This is a genomic window from Allomuricauda sp. NFXS6 (assembly GCF_040148835.1).
In the GTDB taxonomy this organism is placed as follows: Bacteria; Bacteroidota; Bacteroidia; order Flavobacteriales; family Flavobacteriaceae; genus Flagellimonas.
Map to the genome: position 1 here is coordinate 130,444 of NZ_JAGEMG010000011.1, position 19,357 is coordinate 149,800.

The following is a 19,357-nucleotide window of genomic DNA, read 5'->3' on the forward strand; positions in this document are numbered from 1 at the left end:
ATTCGGATAAAAAAGGACGGTATTACCAAGAATATTTTTTAGGTAATGCCGTCCTTTTTTCTTTTTTATGAAGATGCTCAGCCGTAAAAAAGAGTTTTGACTATATTAACTGAAGCTTAAAAAATTCAACATGGATGCGAACAAGGAACTTAAATTACGATGCTGGATAGATATTGATGGGAGAAAGTTTTTTGGACCTGGGCGAGCGCAACTATTGATGATGATCGATAAAAATGGTTCCTTGTCCAAAGCTGCCAAGGAAATGGGTATGTCCTACCGAAAAGCTTGGTCCATGGTGGAAGACATGAACCATAGAGGGCAACAACCTTATGTAGAACTGCACAAAGGAGGAGCCCAAGGTGGCGGAGCCGAATTAACCGAAGCTGGTAAAAAAGTACTTTCCGCCTTCATCAAAATGAACACCATAATCAACGAGACCTTAGAGGAACATACGGACGAAATGCTGGGACTGATTTAAATCTTGATGCCAAAACCGTGCAACAGAATCAATCGAAGGCCTACGTAAAGCACCAAAATACTGGTAAGCACACCCAAAAATTTTAGATTGAATTTTTTGTTGGACAGATAAGAACCGATACTCCCGCCAATCACCACGGCAACCACAAGTTGTAACATCAACTCACTGTTCAGTTTGAAAGTTCCTGCCACATTTAGGCCAATCAAGCCCGAAATGGAATTCACCAAAATAAAAACAGAAGCCAATGAAGCGATAGTTCTAGGGTTGGCCCATTTTAAAAGGTTTAGTACCGGCGACAAGAAAATACCTCCACCGATACCCGATACGCCCGATAGCAGTCCGATACTTCCACCTAAGAGTAGTTTTTTAGTATTTGAGAACTCGTAGGTATCCATTTTTTTCTTCACAAAACGAAGCAGCATAAAAATACCGGCCAAGACAAGGGCTATTCCCAATACCATAAAAAAAGAGGTTTTGGAAAGTCGTAACTGCGCTCCGAGATAAGCCAATGGGATGCTTGCCGCCAAAAAAGGCCAAAACTTTTTTAGAGTAAACACTCGATTCTTGATAAAAAACAACGTTCCAATGGTCACTACACAAATATTTAAAACCAATGCCGTGGAGCGTATCTCGTAAAAATCGGTCAAGAAAAGGCTTAGAATAGCCAAATAACTGGAACCTCCCCCAAATCCGACCGAGCTATAAAAAAGTGCAATCAAAAAGAAGACAATGGGCAAATATTCAACGCTCATTTTGGTTAGGAAATTAGTTTACAACTAATCAAATCACCTTCTGCAAGTTTCTCACCTTCATCTACAAAAGCGAGTGCGTTTCCTTTGGCCATAGATTGAATCATAGAGGAACCTTGACCATCCAAAATTTGCGCTTTACCATCAAAAACAGCTGCTTTTAGAAAAGATGGACGTCCAAAACGATTTTCATACGGATGCTTTATCGGGAATTGATAGGTAGCCAGACCAGTTCTTACATACCCAGATAATTTCTGTAATAGCGGAAGCACATACACATAAAAACATGTAAGCGAAGAAGCAGGGTTTCCCGGCAAAGCAAACACAAATTGATCTTGCTTTCGCCCAAAATACAAAGGCTTCCCTGGTTTTTGAAACACCTTGTAAAACAATTCATTGACCCCATTTTCTTCGAGGGATTGTTTTACAAAATCATAATCGCCCACGGATATTCCTCCAGAGATAATCAGCACATCACAAGAATCCAATGCGGTTTTGATACCTGTTTTCGTGGCCTCAAAATCATCTTGTATTTGTGTTTTTTGATGGTGTTCAAAGCCAAATTGTTGTAATGCACCCGAAATCGCATAGCTATTGGATTCGTAGATTTGTCCCTCGGTTTTGGATTCACCCGGTTTCACCAATTCATTTCCCGTAGTGATGATGTTGACCTGTGGCTTGGAAAAAACTTCCAATTGTGCCAATCCCAAACTGCCCATCAATGCCAAGGAGGGTGGATTCAAAATATGTCCTTTTTCAAATACCTTTTGCCCCTCTTTCAACTGACCGCCTTTTTTACGGATGTTTTGACCAGCCTTGGGCATTTCATCCAAGAAAAGCGTATTTTCTTTTACCGAGGTTTTCTCCTGCATCATTACGGCAGAAGTATTTTGGGGCACTTTGGCTCCCGTAAAAATGCGAACGGCCTCGCCATCTTTTAAAGAAATATCCTTGGAGTCGCCAGCGGCCACCTCGCCTACCAATTTGTATTCCTGATAAAGCCCGCACAGTGCATACCCATCCATCGCGGAATTATCAAACTCGGGCACATCAAAAGGGGAAACTGTATTTGCCGCAAGGGCATAGCTTAGCGACTCTTCAAGTGGCTTTGTTTCCCTTTGTAAAGTGATTTTTTGGTCTTCAATAATGCGAAGTGCTTCTTCAATCGTAACCATTAGCCTCCTATTGAAATCATGGAACGGTTTTGCTCGTAGTGTTCGGCATCCATCTTTACATCCATCCCGTCTCGGGAATGTTTTTTGGATTTAATCGCCTCCAAAATGGTCTTATCTATCTTTTCGCCGTTCCGCATCGGGGTCAATAAGTCCGTTTCGGATGTGGCAAACAGACAATTCTTCATCTTGCCATCAGCCGTTAGACGAATACGGTTGCACTCATCACAAAAAGGATTGGTAATCGTGCTCACAATGCCAAAACTGCCCTTGTGGCCCTTCACCCTAAAGTTGGTCGAAGTGCTATGCTTTGGATTTTGTAAAGTTTCTATTTCCCCGAACTTGTCACCAACGGTCTGTAAAATTTCGTCTTTGGACACGCCCTTGCTCCAGTCCCATTTATTGCCCTTAAAAGGCATAAACTCAATGAACTTGGGCGTAATCTTTTTATCCTTGGTCAGGGCAATAAAATCATTGATTTCATTGTCGTTCACCCCTTTGATCAGAACAATATTGATTTTGAGGTCCATATCCATGTCCAAAGCCATGTTCAGGTTCCGCATGATGCGTTCGTAATAATCCCGCTTGGTAATGAACACCGATTTCGCCTTATCCAGCGTATCCAAACTAAAGTTGATTTTACGCAGCCCAATTTTCTGGAAGAGTTCCAGGTATTTGTCGAGAACAATTCCATTGGTGGTCAATTTGAGAGTAACGCCAAGTTTGGCCAGTTCTTCGACCAAAAAGCCGAAATTCTTCCGAACCAAAGGTTCGCCCCCAGTCAGCCGCACCGTATCCACACCCAAATCCCGGAATGTACGAGTCATTTCGATAATTTCTTCAAGTGTCATGATGCTCGGCTTTTCCATCAACTCAATACCTTCTTCGGGCATGCAGTAAAAGCATCGAAGATTGCATCGGTCCGTCAACGAAATGCGGAGATAGGTATGTGGCCTACCGAAATTGTCTATTATTTGTGGTTTCTTTTCAATCATGTCTTTTTCCTTCTATCACTTTAAATGCATGCAGTACGTGGGGGAAAATCGCATCCATGGATTCTGCTGCTCCTTTGGTGGAACCCGGCAGTGCCAGAATGAGTTTACCATCCTTGATGCCCACGATGGAACGCGAGAACATCGCATACGGCATCCGGTTTTGCCCGTAGCTTCGCATTTGTTCTTCTACTCCTTTTAGTTTGATGTCCAACAAAGGTTCTAAGGTCTGTGGAGTGACATCTCGTGGCCCCACACCCGTTCCTCCCGCGAAAATCACCAAGTCTGCGGTGGTATTTTCTACTTTTTTAAGGATTTCCTCAGGGTCATCGGGAATAATGCTTTTTTGAGCTGTTACTCCTAAGGCCTTCAATTTCTCTATGATAGCCTCCCCTGCCCTGTCTTCTCCTTTTCCTTTGGAAATGGTGTCGGAACAAACAATAACATCGGCAGTCAGCCCTTCTGAATTGATTTTGAAAGAGGATTTTCCTCCTTTTTTCGATTTGAGACGAATGGTGCTGATTTCAACATTCTTGTCAATCGGTTTGAGCATATCGTACATCGTAAGCGCAACAACGCTCGCTCCGTGCATCGCCTCTACTTCTACCCCTGTTTTATAAATGGTTTTTACCGTCATCCTGATAATGATGTCCAAACCATCGATTTTATAATCAATTCCAGTGAATTCGATGGGTAACGGATGGCAATCGGGCAACAAGTCTGGGGTTTTTTTGACGCCCAACAACCCGGCCGCCTTGGCCATTTCAAACACATTCCCTTTGGGAACGGCGTTGTTTTGTATGGCATCAATCGTAGCCTGACTGCTCGTTTTTACGATAGCTTCTGCGGTGGCTTCCCGCAAAGTGGTCACTTTATGTGTAATGTCTACCATTTACTTATTTACTTTCCATTGATGGGTTTCGTCTTCAAAAATCTCCTTTCCGAAAACAGGCACCTTCGCCTTGATTTCCTCCACAAAAAAGTTCGTGGCCTCTATCGCAATCTTTCGGTGTGCCGATGATGTGAACACGAACAAGCACAACTCACCAACCTTTACTGGGCCCAAACTGTGATAAATATGGGCACATGTAATATCGAACTTGGCAAAAGCAGCTTCACGGATTTCGTGAAACACTTTTTCCGCCATTTCCTCATAGGCCGAATAATCGATAGCGGTTACGGTTTTTCCGTCCACTTCGTCGGCCCTGACCTGTCCCAAAAAAATACTATGGGCACCAATATTGGTCTTGCTTTGGTGGTTGGCCACAGAATTGGCAATTTTTTCGGGAGGAATCGCTCCTTGTACAAATACTTTTTTTGGTTTCTTCTTATCCATCAATTATGGTTTCTATGCCGCCTTCCACATTTTTCAGATTGTGAAAGCCAAATTCATTTTTAAGGATCTCTATGGCGTTTTTGCTTCGCTTTCCTGACTGGCAGAACACAAAAACTTCCTGATTGTTCGGTATTTCCTGATATCGTGACGTTAAATCATTCAAAGGTATGCTCAGTACTTTTTTACCTTTTGGTTTGGGCTGTTCAAATACTTCACGCACATCAAGATACCAGTGTTCTGCATTTTTTAAATCGCAATCAATATAAACGGGAGATATCCCTTCTTTCCTTATTTTTTCTATTTCTTCAGGGCGCTTGTTTATCTTGATGGTCTGCTCGCTGGCTTGCATCATGTTGATGAGCTTTAACTTACCCGACAATACTTCTCCTGTCTCCAAAATGACCTTAAGGACTTCAGCAGCTTGTAGGGTTCCCAGAATACCTGGCAGTACACCCAATACACCCGTAGCCTCACAACTGATGTTCTGTCGCGTGCTTTTCGGAAACACACATCGGTAAGTGGGCCCATCGCTATAATTAAAGACCGACAATTGCCCTTCATTTTTATAAATGGAGGCAAAAACCCAAGGTTTGTCAGCCAATAGGCAAGCATCGTTGATGAGATACTTGGTTTCAAAATTGTCGGTTCCGTCCAAAATAACATCATATTGGCTGATGATTTTCTGGGCATTGTCCGAAGTCAATGGCTCTTCATAACTTTCAAATTGCACCTCGCTGTTCTGTTTTTCCAAATGTTCTTTGGCCACAAGCGCTTTGGGTTTTCCCACGTCCGATTCTTGAAACAACACTTGTCTGTGCAAATTGGATATATCGACTTTGTCGTGATCCATTAGACCAATTTTGCCCACTCCGGCACCTACCAAATACATCGCGGCGGGACAGCCCAAACCTCCAACACCAACAATCAACACTTTGGCATTGCGAAGCTTTTCCTGACCTTCCGGCCCAACTTCCTTGAGTTTTATTTGTCTATCGTATCTGCTCATCCTCCCGCGAACGGTGGCAACAAAGCCACTTCGTCCCCATCTTTTAGGGTTATTTTATCATCCAAATTTTGATTCACCGCAATCTGTACGGAATCTTTATCCGCAATCGAAAGTCCATTCAGGCACTGTGCTTTTAGATCCGAAGCGGTAAGTTGTCCTTTGAGTTCCATCACTTCTTCGGACTTATCGGCGGCTTCAGCCACCAAACCGAAATATTTAACGGTCACTTTCATACATCCATTTGTTTTAGTTGCTGTACATCTTCTTCGGTGTCCACATCAAATCCTCCATTTTTGAAGGTTTCCGTACAGAAATTGAAATCATCCAGTTGCAAGAATTTCTTGGCTCCTTCGTCGCCCTCCAATTGCAATAACAACGGAAACGCTGCTTTACCAAAAATAGCCGGAACGCCAATATTATCACCATACTTTGAATACGTCGCTTTAGGATTCTTGGTCAATTGGGTGTGCACCAACTTGATTAAATTGACACGTTCCAAAAAGGGTTGGTCGGATACCAGAAATAATATATGGTCCAGTTCGTTTTCCTCCACCAATGCAGCTTGCAACCCTATTTTAATGCTGGATGCCATACCTTGTTCCCAATTGGGATTAATCACCACTTTAAAACCATCCGAGCTTATCATTTGCTGAATTTTGTCTTGATTGGCACCCAGTACCAAAATCTTGGTCTGAAATCCTAACATATCCACTTTATCCATCGTGTGCTCCAAGAGGGTCTTTCCTTTGAATTCCACCAACTGTTTGGGTCGGCCCAATCTTGATGAGCCTCCTGCCGCCAATACCACAACCGCTATGTTTTCTTCTGCGCTCAAAGGGTTATTTTTTGAAATTGGTTTGCTGTTGTATCGTGAATGGGTTCTGTTTTCTGCTTCAAGGGTCGGGCATTTTTATGCTTCAATACACTTTGAATTTCTGCCAGAATGGACAATCCAATCTCTGCAGGTGTCTCTGCTCCTATTTCCAGCCCTACGGGTGCGTGGATTTTGTTCAAATCCTCTTTGGATACTTCAATACTTTCATCCGCCAACTCGTTGAGCATACGCTCGTATTTTTTTAAAGGCCCAAGAATACCGATATAAGGTATCTCGGTTTTGCCCAGCAATAGCTTCAGGACAGCCAAATCATAGTTATAATTGTGGCTCATCAGCACAAAACAAGTCCGGTTGTCTATCTTGATATTTTCCAAGGTTTCTTCAGGCTTTGCTACAATTACTTGACACGAACCTACAAAACGCTCTTTGTTCGCGTGTGTGGGACGTCCATCGGTTACGGTTACGTTCCAGCCCAATAAATCGGCCTGTTGCGCCAAAATTTGGGCATCGTTCCCTGCTCCTACCAAAACTAAGTTAACGGGTGGTTGATGCTTTTGAATAAATACATAATGCTTCTCACCATCAATCTCCAGTTCTCCAAAACAGGAGTCACCTTCATTGATAACCTCTTTGCTTTTAAAAAGCAAAGCTTTGTGCAAATTATCAGGGATTGGCTTGCTCGCAACAGCATGATTTTCATCTGCAATCAAAACGGTTCCGCGTTGTTTCTGGCTTTTATCCAAGTTAAAAACAATTGAGATTACCATTGGAACTTCCTGTTCAGCAACCCTTCTTAAAAGTTCACAGGAATTATTGGCATCGGTATAATCTACAGGTTCAAAAAGCACCTGAATGATGCCATTACAGCCCAATTGTGCACCGAGTACCGCATCATCTTCGTCACTGGTATCATAAGTGACCAGTTTGTTTTCTTGTCTGTCCAAGGCAAAAAGTGCCTTTCTAAGCGCATCTCCTTCCAAACAACCTCCGCTAATGGCTCCCGTGATGTTTCCGTATTCGTCCACCAACATTCGTGCGCCCGCTCTGCGATAGGAAGAACCATCAACATGCACCACGGTGGCCAAAATACAGCGAATGTTCTGTGCTTTTAACTCCGAATAACGCGATATGATGACGTCCAACTCTCTCATATACTTACAGTTTTTAGTTGGTTGATGGCTTTTTTTATTTCTGACACAGCCTGTTCAATATCTTCAGAAGTTGTGTTGCGACCTGTACTGATGCGCAAACTTGCCAGAGCAACATCGTTTTCAACCCCCATAGCTTTTAACACGTGAGATGGATTCACTTGATTGGCTGTACAGGCGGAACCCCGAGACACGGCCAATTTATTCAAATAGCGAAGCAATTTTGTGCCATCCACTCCTTTGAAGGAAACATTGGTGGTATTGGGCAATCGATTTTCTTTGACGCAGTTTATAGTTGTTCCCTCAATGCTTAAAAGAGCTTCTTCCAATTGGCTTCGTAAGCTCGACTGCTTTTGATGGTTTTCCTCAAGGTTTTGTTGAGCGATTTCACACGCTTCGCCAAAACCAACAATGCCTGGAACATTCAAAGTTCCTGGACGGACTCCTTTTTCGTGATTGCCTCCATACAAATGCCTCCCAACAGAAATATTGTTGTTTTTATTTAAATAAAGTGCACCAATGCCTTTAGGTCCATATGTTTTGTGAGAAGAAAAAATAGCTATGTCAATTCCCGAATCCTGCAGGTCAACTGGAATTTTACCAACGGCTTGCGTAATATCGGACATCACAGTCACTCCTTTGGAGTGCGCTAATTCGGTTATACTTGTTATAGGATGAATCAAGCCTGTTTCGTTGTTGGCCAGCATCAGACAAACCATAATTGTATCCGGCTTTATGGATTCTTCCAACTCATTCAAATCAACATTGCCATTTGTGTCAACATCCAAATAAGTGACCTCAAATCCATCTGCTTCCAAGGCTTCCAATGGTTCAAGTACTGCTTTATGTTCCGTTTTACAGCTAATAATATGGTTTCCTTTGTTACTATTCTTTTTACAGAACCCAAACAGAGCCAAATTGGCCGCCTCCGTGGCACCAGAAGCAAAAGTTAATTCAACAGGCCTGCTATTCACAAGACCGGCAACCTTGTTTCTGGCTATTTCCACAGCTTCATCGGCATACCACCCAAAGGAATGGTCACTACTAGCGTTGCCGAAATTATCGGTAAAATAAGGCAACATAGCATCCACCACCCGAGAGTCAGTCGGCGTGGTGGCATTGTAATCCAGATATATTTTTTTGTTTAGAGACAAATTATCATCGTTATGTACATGTATGCATAACGCAATTTAATAAGAATAACAGCGACTTGCACACATTTTTCAAATCATTATGAAATAAATCTTAAAGAATTCTTGGGCAAACCATCCTTTAATCGTAATATTGCAATGAATAAATATAGATTATGGGCCTGGCCAAAACAGAAATATTCACCGACAAGCAGAACCAAATTGCGCAGTATGCCAAAGTTTTTGGACATCCTGCCCGTGTGGCCATTTTGCAGTATTTGTATAAGTTGAATGCTTGTGTTTGTGGTGATTTGGTGGATGAAATTGGTTTGGCTCAACCCACTATCTCTCAACACCTTAAAGAATTGAAGCAGTTGGGGCTCATAAAAGGCAATGTTGAAGGTACAAGCGTTTGCTATTGTATTGATGCTGACAATTGGAAAAAGATGAAGGTTGTGATGTCCGACTTTCTGGACCAAGACCTGAATCAAAAAGATTGCTGCTAAAAAAAATTTGAATATATTAATCGTAATATTACAATAAATAGATGTTGTTATGAAGTTAGAAGAAGTAAAATCAGCCCTAGAACATTTGGAAACCATTGCTTTTCAATTACCCAACGGGGAATTGGTGCCCAACCACTTTCACGTTACCGAAGTGGGTAAAATTACCAAGCATTTTATTGATTGTGGTGGCACTGTGCGCAATGAAGAGGTCGTAAATTTCCAGCTTTGGAACGCCAATGATTATGACCATAGACTCCACCCTGAAAAACTGGTCAACATTATTGAGCTGTCCCAAAAAACGCTGAACATCGGAGATTTAGAGGTGGAAGTGGAATATCAAGGTCAGACCATAGAAAAATTTGCCCTGGATTTTGACGGTACCAATTTTCTACTGACCACCAAGCAAACTGATTGTTTGGCAAAAGACCAATGCGGGGTACCTGCCGAAAAGCCAAAGGTGAAATTATCCGAAGTCCAAAATACACAGGCCTGCGCTCCAGGTAGCGGATGTTGTTAATCCCGCTAAAACACTCTGGACTTTAGGTCCATAGGTTTAGGAAAGAAAATTCTTTGTCGCATCCGGTATCAAGTCCTCCCTTAATCCCTCCAAAGGAGGGAAACTTCTCCCCTTGGGGAGATTGGAGAGGAGAGCTTTTATAAATATATAGCAACCAAAACAATATGTCACTTTTTAAAGTATTGAACGATTTTATTTCCAATTCGGATACGCAATCCATAACGGCGGAGCGAAAACAAACCTTGTCACAGCTTGTTGATTATATTGAGGCCAAGGTAAATGATGGCGAATCCATTCACATCAACTTTATCTGCACACACAATTCGCGAAGAAGCCATTTATCTCAAATCTGGGCGCAAACTATGGCACATCATTTTAACGTGAAAAACGTGAATTGCTATTCTGGCGGAACAGAAGCTACGGCCCTATTTCCGATGGTGGCGTCTACCTTGGCAAACACTGGTTTTGAGGTAAAGACACTTTCCGAAGGAAAGAACCCCGTGTACAGCATCAAGTTTTCGGAGAATGAACATCCCGTGATAGGTTTTTCCAAAAGAATGGATGATGATTTCAACCCAAAATCAGACTTTGCAGCCATAATGACCTGCTCTCAGGCTGACGAAGGGTGTCCGTTTGTGCCCGGAGCCGAAAAACGGATTCCAATCACTTACGAAGACCCCAAAGCGTTTGACAACACATCCCAACAAGCTGAAAAGTACAGCGAGCGAAGCAAACAAATCGCTACCGAAATGTTTTATGTCTTTTCCCAAATAAAAAAGTAATGGCAACCAAAAAATTGAGCTTTTTAGATAGAAACCTGACCCTTTGGATTTTTGTGGCGATGATATTTGGGGTTGGAATCGGTTACTTTTTTCCAAGTTTTCCCGATTTTGTCAACTCCTTCAGCAGTGGAACAACCAATATTCCCATTGCCATTGGATTAATTTTAATGATGTACCCGCCTTTGGCGAAGGTGAAATACTCCCTGTTGCCAAAAGTGTTCAAAAACACCAAAATTCTCTCCATTTCTCTCTTTTTGAATTGGATTGTAGGTCCGATTTTAATGTTTGCGCTGGCCATCATCTTTTTACGGGATTATCCTGAATATATGGTTGGGCTTATTTTAATCGGTCTGGCTCGATGCATCGCTATGGTTTTGGTTTGGAACGATTTAGCCGAAGGCAGCAGTGAATATGGTGCAGGATTGGTGGCGTTGAACAGTGTTTTTCAAGTATTTGCCTATAGCTTTTACGCTTGGATTTTCATCACCGTACTCCCACCCTATTTTGGGTTTGATGGGGCTATCGTCGACATCTCCATCGGAACCATTGCCGAGAGCGTAGCTATTTATCTTGGAATTCCTTTTTTAATGGGCATTTTGAGCCGTCAAATCCTTGTGAAGCTCAAAGGTGAAACTTGGTACACCGAAAAATTTATCCCCGCTATTTCGCCCATCACATTGATTGCACTGCTCTTTACCATTGTTGTAATGTTCTCGTTGAAAGGAGAACTGATTGTGAAAATACCTATGGACGTTTTGATTATTGCCGTGCCGTTATTGATTTATTTTGCCTTGATGTTCATTATCGGATTTTTCACCACCAAAGCAATGGGTGCCGAATACGACAAAACGGCTTCAGTGGCGTTCACAGCTGCAGGAAACAATTTTGAACTTGCCATTGCCGTGGCCATTGCCGTATTCGGTTTAAACTCAGGTCAGGCCTTCACGGGCGTTATAGGACCATTGGTAGAAGTGCCAGCGTTGATCTTATTGGTAAAAGTTTCCTTCTGGCTAAGAAAAAAATATTACGGATACACAAAAGTCAATACATAAAGGCGTAGCCATATTTTAAAATTTCGAAGAGTTTAGTAACTTCAGCCTTGCAAAAAATGGAAACAAACTAAACACATTATGGCTAGAGGAGTTATTGTTCTTGCACTTTTGACACTGTTATCTTCCTGTAATTCTAAAGAAGACGCTGTTCGGCACGAACTTGGACTGGTTTACAATGTTTTAAGGGATGTCGACATCGATAATTACGAGGTGTACGCAATGGACCTTGATGGATCCAACAAGAAAAACATAACGGATCTGTATCCAGTGGATTGGACCTACTATTCTTATGAGGATACACTTTATTTTATTTCTGACCGAGGTACCTGCAAACGTTGTTATTTTTTGTACAAAAGCAATTTTAAGGGAGAAGATGTCCAGAAAGTTTCAGAATTGGAATTGGCCGACAGCTGGATGAGCAGCAGAAAAGATGGTACTGAACTCATTGTAAAGCCCAAACTAATCACTGAAAATACATTCTACATCTTAGACCAAAAAGGAAATATTATCAACCGATTGGAAACGGAACTTGCCTATGCGGCGGACCCCTTATTTGTAAATGATGGCGAACAGGTGGTTTTTAGAGGGGGTAAAACCGTAGGGAAACATATTGATGGTTTTGATGAGGAACTTTATATTATGGATTCGGATGGAAGCAACCTAAAACAATTGACCCATTACCCCGAAGAAGACGGCAGCGCCGGAAAATATGGATATCGGGCAGGTGCTCCAAAATTGAACCCTACCGAAAATTTTGTCACTTACCAAAGCAAGCAAGATGGGAAGTATAGCTTGTATGCCACGACGCTGGATGGTAGCAAAACTTGGAAATTGACCGAAAACAGCCAAAACGAAGGATGGCACGATTGGAGCCCTGATGGAAAATGGTTGGCCATTGAACTTTTCGATGATCAACAATCACAATTTCATATTGGTTTGATGAATTGGGAAACCAAGGAAATGGAAGTTTTAACTGACGATACCTTCAAATACCAGCAAGCACCAAATTTTATTTGGAAATCAAGGGATTAGGTTGGGGTACTTTCCAATCATTTTTTTAATATAACTTTAGCCAAGTCATGAAAAAAAGAAAATTAAATGCTGTGGTTTTTATGACTATAGCTTTAGTGTTTGGAATTAGTTTTTACTTAAATAGTGTCTTTCCTCAAAATTTCGACGCCTATTTTAAACCCAAATACTACGGTCAATTTGGTCCTATTGCAATATGTGTTGAGCTATTTATTGCAGGTATTTATCTCTATAAAGGCGATAAAAAAAGTAATTTCGCTCTTGCCCTTTTCGCTTTTACTTCCTTGTTGGACCCCATATTTAATTTGGCAGGACTCTTTGGTTCCAACGTTCCTATTTATGCAACTATCATTTTTGTGGTCTGCTCTATTTGGTCTTTGTATCTGGCATTTTCCAATACTTACAATCTTGGACGGATTTCCTTATTGGAGGTCATCGGAAGTTTTGTTTTGGGGGTCATCATTGAGCTTTCTTTCAATTATTTCTTCCAATTTTGGTAAAATGATTTACTCCTTAGACAAATAGTCGTCCACAAAATCAATCAAATCTTCACCGTGAAGATTTTTGGCCAAAACCCTACCCTCTTGGTCCAATAAAAAATTGGCTGGAATTGTTTTTAATCGCAGTGTATCCATCAAAGGGTTCTGGTCGCCCTGCAAATGTGAGGCGTGCAACCAGCGGAAGGCACCATCTTTTTCTATGGCGTTGCTCCAAGCAGTTTCACTGCTTTCCAACCCATACGCTACAATTTGAAAGCCTTCAGAGTTGTATTTTTCCCAAAGCGGCACCAAAACGTTACGGTTTTCCACTCTGCACGGTGCACACCAAGAAGCCCATATATCCAATAAAATCAAATTTTTGCCCTCTATTAATTTTTTAAGGGAAAGGTTTTCTCCATTTTTCATCGGGAATTCCAAATCAGGTATTATATCGCCAATCAAAATGGGCAGCTTGTTCTTGTCAGCCACGGAAGTCAATTGATTTACCCAAGGATGTTCAGGATATTGTTCATTCCATTTATTGGATTGTGAATGAACCATATCGGCAATCCGTTCATAATTCCCTTCGGGACTGGACCATCGCAAGGCTGTTAAAGCAGGCAAAAGCTGCGTTGTAGAATTTGAAAAAGTGATGAGTTTTTCTTGGTAATTATAAAGATTCTTTTCCCGTTCCAATAAATCTTCATCAGCATCCTGCGTTCCTATTTGACCTTCCATATAGTTTTTAAAAGCTGCCAATCGTAAATCCCTTAATTGAAGCATAGCTTTATTTGCTTCTGAAGGTTGCTTTATGGCAAATGACGATTGAAAATGAGTTAAGTCCGCATCAATTACCAGATTGGTACCTGGTTCATACACCAAAGGGAAATAATTATCGGTTTCCGGATTTTGGTTCATTAATCGATTGGGGTACGTTTCGCCTTTCTTTTGAACAACAACCTCAACCAGCACTGACTCTCGAAATTCTTGAACATTGGTGAATTCAAAATATCCGCTTTTATCCATCTGAGCTGAATCCAACACTTTTCCGACAAAACTTTGTGCCACATCATCAAACTTTTCTGGTTGAATCAAATACACCATAGGCTTCCAATCGTTCGCTCCTTCCAAATTTACGGTTCCTGAAAGCCAAGTTTCTTCGGAACAGGATTGCATCAACAAGAGTAAAAACAAAGAGAGTTTCAATACATTTTTCATAGTGGCAAAATTAACCATTTCCGAAGATGGCACTATGATGAACCTCATATTCAATGAGTATAAAAATCATTTGAAAGAACCTGTTTTCATTTTGAATGAAAAATTCGTCAGTTCGAGTTTGTTGGCGCAACAAAGTGGAGAAAGCAAGTATCGAGAACAGAGTTTTTTCTTCAAAACCATATTCTCGATACAAAATTTTTTCAAAATTTCACTCGAACTGACAGTTTTGGGAGTACACTAACCGCTATGGCATACTTATTTGTTGTCCTACAGTTATGTGAACTGACTTTTCCCGACAAAACAATCACAACCCAATCCATAGTACTATGACAACAAAATCAATAGGGAACGCTATTTTGAGAATTATCCCTGCCGTCATCTTATTGCAGACCCTCTTTTTTAAATTTTCAGCAGCGCCTGAATCCGTTTTTATTTTTGAAAAGCTTGGATTGGAACCATGGGGCAGAATTGGTTTAGGGTTGGTCGAGTTGCTAGTTGCCTTTCTTATCCTCATCCCCAGAACCACTTGGATTGGTGCGCTTTTGGGCATCGGGATTATGCTTGGGGCCCTATTTTCACACCTAACTCAATTGGGTATTGTGGTTCAGAATGATGGCGGGACACTGTTTATTTTGGCCTTGGTCACCTTGGCTTTCTGTCTGATTTTGGCCTGGCAAAACCGTTCCCGCATTCCCTTGGTTAAAAATCTATTTTGAAATCTTGTCTTTTTCTTTGACCCGTTTCAAGGAAAGTGAATCGTACACCTTGTCCAAAATTTCAGGCTTATCGGTCAGTACTACTAATTTGTCATTGGCCTTTATTTCGGTCAATCCGTTTGGTGTAAGATAATTGCCGTTGCGTTGGATCATGGCTATGATCGCTTTTTTGGGGAAATTCAGGTTTACGATTTTCACTCCGGTAGCCGGACAAGATGCACTGATGGTAATTTCTTTCATCACTGCTTTCGGGTGCTCGGACAACAACTCGTCCGTGGGAGAAAGTGGTTTTGCACTTTTTGGAAGACCAACATGCAACCATTTGGCTACAATTGACAAGGAGCTGCCCTGAATCAATACCGAGGTCAAGGAAACAAAAAAGACGATATTGAAAATAATATTGGCCTTTTCTATCCCCGCCAAAAGTGGATATGTTGCAAACACAATGGGCACTGCGCCCCGCAAACCTACCCATGAAATGTAAAACCTCCGCCTCAATTTCATCTTGAAGGGCAATAGAGAAATCATTACCGCTAATGGACGAGCGACAAAAATGAGGAAAAGGGCAATTAACAAGCCGATACCCATATATGGGACTATCTCGCTCGGAAAAACGAGCAATCCCAAAGTGAGGAACAACACAATTTCCATAAGCCATGCAAGACCATCAAACATTCGCATAATGGTTTTTTTGTGGATCAAATTTTGATTGCCCAAATACACCGAACAAATATAGATGGCCAAAAATCCATTTCCGCCAATAGCGTCAGTAGCAGAAAACGTAATGAACATCAAGGCTATGGTAAGCACGGGGTAAAGTCCTTCAAAATCCAACCGAATCCTGTTAATTATGACTTTACTAAGTTTCCCGAAGGCAAAACCGGCCGCTCCACCAAGAATCATTTGGAGGAAGAACATGGGCAGTACGGACAAAATATTTTTCTCTGGGAATTGTACAAGGGTCAAAAAGGCAATGGTAAGCACATAGGCCATAGGATCGTTACTACCGCTTTCCAGCTCCAAAGTCGGCCTCAAGTTCTTTTTCAGTGCCAAGTTTTTACCTCTTAAGATGGAAAATACCGCCGCCGCATCGGTGGAGGATACAATGGCTCCCAACAATAGGCTTTCGTAAATACTAAAGTCGGTAATCAGATATACAAAATACCCCAACCCCAGCGCTGTGAGCAGGACTCCCACCGTTGAAAGCACAACACCCACTTTAAGCACGGGTTTCACGGATTGCCAGTTGGTATCCAGCCCACCGGAAAACAAAATAAAGTTGAGGGAGACCACTCCAATAAATTGGGCGATTTGTGGATTGTCAAAGTAAATACCGCCAATACCGTCCGACCCTGCAAGCATTCCAATGGTCAAAAACAACAATAAGGTTGGAATCCCAAAACGATAGCTGGTTTTACCGGCCAAAATACTGATCAAAAGGAGTACTGAGCCGATTAAGATGATGTTTTCAATGGTGATATTCATATAAGTACGGTGAATCTAATTTTGAGGAATCTTAAAGTAGCTGTTAAAAACAACATCTTAATAATAAGCTATATTTTCATAAAAACGAAGTTAATTCAATTTGTCTGATTTGAGAAGATGGAAATACTTTGTATGTCGTCCAACTAAAAAGGATAAAACCGATAGTGAAAGATATAGTTGAAGCTTATTTTCCAAAATCAAGATTACTCCGCCAAAACACACAAAAGAACGTTTAAACGCTTTTTTAGTCCTTTGGCTTTGTTAAACGTCTAAAAAATATTCGTTGAAATGCACTTTTTAGTCGTTAAAAGTGAAAACCTATGAAAAATTGATAAGTATTCCCTCCGAATGTTTTTGATCTTTGTCATGTATTAACCCCCAAATCTATACATCATGACACGATCTACTATTTACAGCCTACTTGTTTCAGGAATAATACTGGCCAGTCAAACCACGTTTGCACAGGCAGATGAAAAAATGATCAACAACACCATGGAAGGAAGCGTCTCCACGATTGATGGGTATGTACCGAACATGTCGATCACTAAAGATGGAAAAACCGCCTATTTTAGCAAAGGAACTTATGAAAAGCCTCTTTATGGTGTATTTTCCAAAAAAGAATTGGTGTACCATGTTTACCGTGCCGAAAAAGTAAAGGGTGAATGGACCAATGTTACCCAATTGGATGTATGTCCAAAGCACTATTCGGCAAAACATCCTACGGTTACAGCTGATGGAACACGTTTGTTCTTTGCATCCAATATGAAGGGAACTTTTGGCAAGTATGATATTTATGTAGCTGATATTGCTGCAGATGGAACTTTAGGTGTATCCAAGAACTTAGGTCCTAAAGTAAATACCAAGGAAGACGAGCTTTACCCTAGCATCTACAACGAAACCTTATTGTTCTTTGCTTCCGAAGGAAGAGATGGATATGGCGGATTGGACCTTTATGCTTCGCAAGTGGTCAAGAACACGCTTACTACATCGGTTAACCTTGGTGCACACATCAACAGCAATAGCGATGAGTACGCCATTCAATTGAGCCCAGAGAAAAAAATGGGCTTTGTAGTATCCAACAGAGGATTCAACAATACCGTATCACAATATACTGTTGCTTATGGACGTTCAAAGAAGCAGGATCAGTATAACGATGTTGCCAAGAACGATGCAGAACTCCAAACCGTTATGAATGAAGCTACCTACGAATATGTGGATACTTCTTTTCAAGACGAAGAATAATAACTGATTACCAACTATTTATTGAATCGGTCAATTAACCTGAACGTGTCTTATGATGTTGTTTCATAGCCGAATTTAGAAACACTCATGACAATGATAAGAAAGACAGGGGGAAACTGACAGACTATCATAGAAAGCGGGTTGTATTATTTCAATCTGACCGATTTACACCAAGAATAGGATGCTGATGGGACGGCATCCTATTTTTTTATGCAATAATTTGAAGGACAATTGTTTACTCACAAAAAAACCCTCTTCCCTCCTGCTCTGTTCAAGTTGATGGATTATATCCAAAAGTGCATTTGAACGAAAATCACTACAAAAACTACGCTCGATAGTTAAAAAATTTTAAATTCACTATTGAAATAATACAATCCCAAATCTATTATGTCATGAACAAAAACTACAACTCTCTAAAAAAAGGCGTCCCAAAACCGTTTTTTACCTTACTTTTTTTGATGAGGTAAAACCTCAACTGAACATAGATTTTAGCGCTTAATCCCTTTTAGGGATTACACCCATTTTGAAGTAAACTTTAATGGAAGTGTAATTGCTTATGTCGATTACGACAATGCGACACATTTTTTATTTGTTTATCCCAACTTCAATAATGCGGAGCAGGACAATTTTGTCCAAAACTTAACCTACAATACAATTATGTAACAGTATTAATCCCCCAAATCTTTCTTATCATGAAAACAGATTCTTTAAAAATTGCCATCATCGACAATGATGATGCTATCGGCGGCATTTACAATCATTATTTTGAGGAAAACGAAGCATATGAACTTCTTGGCACTTACAGCTCCGTTCAAGGCTTGCTTTCCAATTTTGGGCGTTCCCATCCGGATATCATTATCTGTGAAGCCATGCTCAATGGAATTTCGGGCATTGACGGTCTGGAATATTTTTACCGCAAAAACAAAAACCTGAAGGTATTGATGATGAGCCAAAAAAATGATTTCAAACTCATAAAAGAAGCCTTTAAAAAAGGGGCTAGCGGCTACCTCATTAAACCAATCACCAAGGATAGATTGTTCAATGCATTGGATACGCTTAACCAACACGGCATTGCTTTGGAACTGGATGTAGCCAAAAAAATCATCGGTTCTTTCCAAACAAAATCGTTTGATGTGTTCTCGAAAAAGGAAAATGAAATCATTGAACTCCTGACCCAGGGATTTACCTATAAAATGATTGCAGACAAGCTTTTTGTGACTCCCAGTGCAGTAAATTTTCACATCCAGAACATTTATGTGAAGCTCAATGTGAACTCAAAATCGGAAGCTTTGCGTAAACTCAAAGAGATGGAAATGCAGCAGTTGAATGCGGCGTAAACCGGAAACTTCGACCAAACAAAAAGAGGCTGTCTAAAAAGGCAGTCTCTTTTTTTTGTTTAAAACTGTAAGGGATCGTAACTTTAGTTATGAGCCGAAAAGTAGTATGGAAGACCAATGACCAGGACCAGTTGAGCCTTCTTCCACC

At 41.0% G+C, this 19,357-nt stretch carries 22 protein-coding genes; 10 read left to right on the plus strand and 12 right to left on the minus strand.

Features of this window, described 5'->3' with window-relative positions:
- Positions 1-130 precede the first annotated feature (130 nt).
- The gene (locus J4E06_RS15590) at positions 131-478 is read left to right on the plus strand and encodes a winged helix-turn-helix domain-containing protein (protein ID WP_349524916.1); all 348 of its coding nucleotides are present in this window, start codon (positions 131-133) and stop codon (positions 476-478) included.
- On the opposite strand, the gene J4E06_RS15595 is transcribed toward J4E06_RS15590, so the two are convergent.
- From J4E06_RS15595 to J4E06_RS15640, 10 genes are read right to left on the minus strand one after another with little or no spacing between them, the layout of a single operon-like run.
- The gene (locus J4E06_RS15595) at positions 475-1,230 is read right to left on the minus strand and encodes a TSUP family transporter (protein ID WP_349524917.1); all 756 of its coding nucleotides are present in this window, start codon (positions 1,228-1,230) and stop codon (positions 475-477) included. The genes J4E06_RS15590 and J4E06_RS15595 overlap by 4 nt on opposite strands.
- 5 nt (positions 1,231-1,235) lie before the next feature.
- Positions 1,236-2,402 carry a molybdopterin molybdotransferase MoeA gene (locus tag J4E06_RS15600; protein ID WP_349524918.1) on the minus strand — a complete coding sequence of 389 codons (1,167 nt, stop codon included), beginning with the start codon at positions 2,400-2,402 and terminating at the stop codon, positions 1,236-1,238.
- Positions 2,402-3,394, minus strand: coding sequence for a GTP 3',8-cyclase MoaA (gene moaA / locus J4E06_RS15605; RefSeq protein ID WP_349524919.1), 993 nt, complete (start codon positions 3,392-3,394; stop codon positions 2,402-2,404). Before moaA ends, J4E06_RS15600 begins: the two co-directional genes overlap by 1 nt.
- Positions 3,387-4,283 (minus strand): bifunctional molybdenum cofactor biosynthesis protein MoaC/MoaB, encoded by an 897-nt coding sequence (moaCB, locus tag J4E06_RS15610; RefSeq protein ID WP_349524920.1) that lies wholly within the window; start codon positions 4,281-4,283, stop codon positions 3,387-3,389. The genes moaA and moaCB overlap by 8 nt, the downstream gene beginning before the upstream one ends.
- Positions 4,284-4,727, minus strand: a complete 444-nt coding sequence (locus J4E06_RS15615) for a molybdenum cofactor biosynthesis protein MoaE (protein ID WP_349524921.1) — start codon at positions 4,725-4,727, stop codon at positions 4,284-4,286.
- The gene (locus tag J4E06_RS15620) at positions 4,720-5,733 is read right to left on the minus strand and encodes a ThiF family adenylyltransferase (protein ID WP_349524922.1); all 1,014 of its coding nucleotides are present in this window, start codon (positions 5,731-5,733) and stop codon (positions 4,720-4,722) included. The genes J4E06_RS15615 and J4E06_RS15620 overlap by 8 nt, the downstream gene beginning before the upstream one ends.
- Positions 5,730-5,966 carry a MoaD/ThiS family protein gene (locus tag J4E06_RS15625; protein WP_293163695.1) on the minus strand — a complete coding sequence of 79 codons (237 nt, stop codon included), beginning with the start codon at positions 5,964-5,966 and terminating at the stop codon, positions 5,730-5,732. The genes J4E06_RS15620 and J4E06_RS15625 overlap by 4 nt, the downstream gene beginning before the upstream one ends.
- A complete protein-coding gene (locus J4E06_RS15630) occupies positions 5,963-6,568 on the minus strand; it encodes a nucleotidyltransferase family protein (protein WP_349524923.1) in 606 nt (201 codons plus the stop codon). The genes J4E06_RS15625 and J4E06_RS15630 overlap by 4 nt, the downstream gene beginning before the upstream one ends.
- Positions 6,565-7,719, minus strand: coding sequence for an XdhC family protein (locus tag J4E06_RS15635; RefSeq protein WP_349524924.1), 1,155 nt, complete (start codon positions 7,717-7,719; stop codon positions 6,565-6,567). The genes J4E06_RS15630 and J4E06_RS15635 overlap by 4 nt, the downstream gene beginning before the upstream one ends.
- Positions 7,716-8,870: a cysteine desulfurase family protein gene (locus J4E06_RS15640; RefSeq protein ID WP_349524925.1), complete on the minus strand. Its 1,155-nt coding sequence runs from the start codon at positions 8,868-8,870 to the stop codon at positions 7,716-7,718. Before J4E06_RS15640 ends, J4E06_RS15635 begins: the two co-directional genes overlap by 4 nt.
- A 152-nt stretch (positions 8,871-9,022) precedes the next feature.
- Between J4E06_RS15640 and J4E06_RS15645 the strand changes: the two genes are divergently transcribed.
- The 6 genes from J4E06_RS15645 to J4E06_RS15670 all read left to right on the plus strand — a co-directional run bounded on the left by J4E06_RS15645 (position 9,023) and on the right by J4E06_RS15670 (position 13,232).
- Positions 9,023-9,352 carry an ArsR/SmtB family transcription factor gene (locus J4E06_RS15645; protein ID WP_349524926.1) on the plus strand — a complete coding sequence of 110 codons (330 nt, stop codon included), beginning with the start codon at positions 9,023-9,025 and terminating at the stop codon, positions 9,350-9,352.
- A 49-nt stretch (positions 9,353-9,401) separates the two neighbouring features.
- A complete protein-coding gene (locus J4E06_RS15650; protein ID WP_349524927.1) occupies positions 9,402-9,869 on the plus strand; it encodes a DUF6428 family protein in 468 nt (155 codons plus the stop codon).
- Between the two features lie 164 nt (positions 9,870-10,033).
- Positions 10,034-10,651 carry an arsenate-mycothiol transferase ArsC gene (locus J4E06_RS15655; protein WP_349524928.1) on the plus strand — a complete coding sequence of 206 codons (618 nt, stop codon included), beginning with the start codon at positions 10,034-10,036 and terminating at the stop codon, positions 10,649-10,651.
- The gene (gene arsB / locus J4E06_RS15660; RefSeq protein WP_349524929.1) at positions 10,651-11,703 is read left to right on the plus strand and encodes an ACR3 family arsenite efflux transporter; all 1,053 of its coding nucleotides are present in this window, start codon (positions 10,651-10,653) and stop codon (positions 11,701-11,703) included. The genes J4E06_RS15655 and arsB overlap by 1 nt, the downstream gene beginning before the upstream one ends.
- Positions 11,704-11,781: 78 nt before the next feature.
- Positions 11,782-12,735, plus strand: a complete 954-nt coding sequence (locus J4E06_RS15665) for a TolB family protein (protein WP_349524930.1) — start codon at positions 11,782-11,784, stop codon at positions 12,733-12,735.
- 47 nt (positions 12,736-12,782) lie between these two features.
- On the plus strand, positions 12,783-13,232 hold the full coding sequence (locus J4E06_RS15670) for a hypothetical protein (RefSeq protein ID WP_349524931.1): 450 nt from the start codon (positions 12,783-12,785) through the stop codon (positions 13,230-13,232).
- A gap of 6 nt (positions 13,233-13,238) precedes the next feature.
- On the opposite strand, the gene J4E06_RS15675 is transcribed toward J4E06_RS15670, so the two are convergent.
- Positions 13,239-14,477, minus strand: coding sequence for a TlpA family protein disulfide reductase (locus tag J4E06_RS15675; protein WP_349524932.1), 1,239 nt, complete (start codon positions 14,475-14,477; stop codon positions 13,239-13,241).
- Positions 14,478-14,755: 278 nt separating this feature from the next.
- Between J4E06_RS15675 and J4E06_RS15680 the strand changes: the two genes are divergently transcribed.
- Positions 14,756-15,145, plus strand: coding sequence for a DoxX family membrane protein (locus tag J4E06_RS15680; RefSeq protein WP_349524933.1), 390 nt, complete (start codon positions 14,756-14,758; stop codon positions 15,143-15,145).
- Here J4E06_RS15680 and J4E06_RS15685 read toward each other — a convergent pair.
- Positions 15,137-16,630, minus strand: a complete 1,494-nt coding sequence (locus J4E06_RS15685; RefSeq protein ID WP_349524934.1) for a potassium/proton antiporter — start codon at positions 16,628-16,630, stop codon at positions 15,137-15,139. The two genes, J4E06_RS15680 and J4E06_RS15685, sit on opposite strands and share 9 nt — an antisense overlap.
- A 393-nt stretch (positions 16,631-17,023) precedes the next feature.
- On the opposite strand from J4E06_RS15685, the gene J4E06_RS15690 reads away from it, so the two are divergent.
- Together J4E06_RS15690 and J4E06_RS15695 are read left to right on the plus strand one after the other, a co-directional pair.
- Positions 17,024-17,872, plus strand: coding sequence for a TolB-like translocation protein (locus J4E06_RS15690; RefSeq protein ID WP_349524935.1), 849 nt, complete (start codon positions 17,024-17,026; stop codon positions 17,870-17,872).
- Positions 17,873-18,564: 692 nt separating this feature from the next.
- Positions 18,565-19,209, plus strand: a complete 645-nt coding sequence (locus tag J4E06_RS15695; protein ID WP_349524936.1) for a response regulator — start codon at positions 18,565-18,567, stop codon at positions 19,207-19,209.
- Positions 19,210-19,357 lie beyond the last annotated feature (148 nt).

Coding starts and splice junctions, on each gene's coding strand:
- J4E06_RS15590 (WP_349524916.1), top strand. CDS start 131: ATGGATGCGAACAAGGAACTTAAATTACGATGCTGGATAGATATTGAT.
- J4E06_RS15595 (WP_349524917.1), bottom strand. CDS start 1,230: ATGAGCGTTGAATATTTGCCCATTGTCTTCTTTTTGATTGCACTTTTT.
- J4E06_RS15600 (WP_349524918.1), bottom strand. CDS start 2,402: ATGGTTACGATTGAAGAAGCACTTCGCATTATTGAAGACCAAAAAATC.
- moaA (WP_349524919.1), bottom strand. CDS start 3,394: ATGATTGAAAAGAAACCACAAATAATAGACAATTTCGGTAGGCCACAT.
- moaCB (WP_349524920.1), bottom strand. CDS start 4,283: ATGGTAGACATTACACATAAAGTGACCACTTTGCGGGAAGCCACCGCA.
- J4E06_RS15615 (WP_349524921.1), bottom strand. CDS start 4,727: ATGGATAAGAAGAAACCAAAAAAAGTATTTGTACAAGGAGCGATTCCT.
- J4E06_RS15620 (WP_349524922.1), bottom strand. CDS start 5,733: ATGAGCAGATACGATAGACAAATAAAACTCAAGGAAGTTGGGCCGGAA.
- J4E06_RS15625 (WP_293163695.1), bottom strand. CDS start 5,966: ATGAAAGTGACCGTTAAATATTTCGGTTTGGTGGCTGAAGCCGCCGAT.
- J4E06_RS15635 (WP_349524924.1), bottom strand. CDS start 7,719: ATGAGAGAGTTGGACGTCATCATATCGCGTTATTCGGAGTTAAAAGCA.
- J4E06_RS15645 (WP_349524926.1), top strand. CDS start 9,023: ATGGGCCTGGCCAAAACAGAAATATTCACCGACAAGCAGAACCAAATT.
- J4E06_RS15650 (WP_349524927.1), top strand. CDS start 9,402: ATGAAGTTAGAAGAAGTAAAATCAGCCCTAGAACATTTGGAAACCATT.
- J4E06_RS15655 (WP_349524928.1), top strand. CDS start 10,034: ATGTCACTTTTTAAAGTATTGAACGATTTTATTTCCAATTCGGATACG.
- arsB (WP_349524929.1), top strand. CDS start 10,651: ATGGCAACCAAAAAATTGAGCTTTTTAGATAGAAACCTGACCCTTTGG.
- J4E06_RS15665 (WP_349524930.1), top strand. CDS start 11,782: ATGGCTAGAGGAGTTATTGTTCTTGCACTTTTGACACTGTTATCTTCC.
- J4E06_RS15670 (WP_349524931.1), top strand. CDS start 12,783: ATGAAAAAAAGAAAATTAAATGCTGTGGTTTTTATGACTATAGCTTTA.
- J4E06_RS15675 (WP_349524932.1), bottom strand. CDS start 14,477: ATGAGGTTCATCATAGTGCCATCTTCGGAAATGGTTAATTTTGCCACT.
- J4E06_RS15680 (WP_349524933.1), top strand. CDS start 14,756: ATGACAACAAAATCAATAGGGAACGCTATTTTGAGAATTATCCCTGCC.
- J4E06_RS15685 (WP_349524934.1), bottom strand. CDS start 16,630: ATGAATATCACCATTGAAAACATCATCTTAATCGGCTCAGTACTCCTT.
- J4E06_RS15690 (WP_349524935.1), top strand. CDS start 17,024: ATGACACGATCTACTATTTACAGCCTACTTGTTTCAGGAATAATACTG.
- J4E06_RS15695 (WP_349524936.1), top strand. CDS start 18,565: ATGAAAACAGATTCTTTAAAAATTGCCATCATCGACAATGATGATGCT.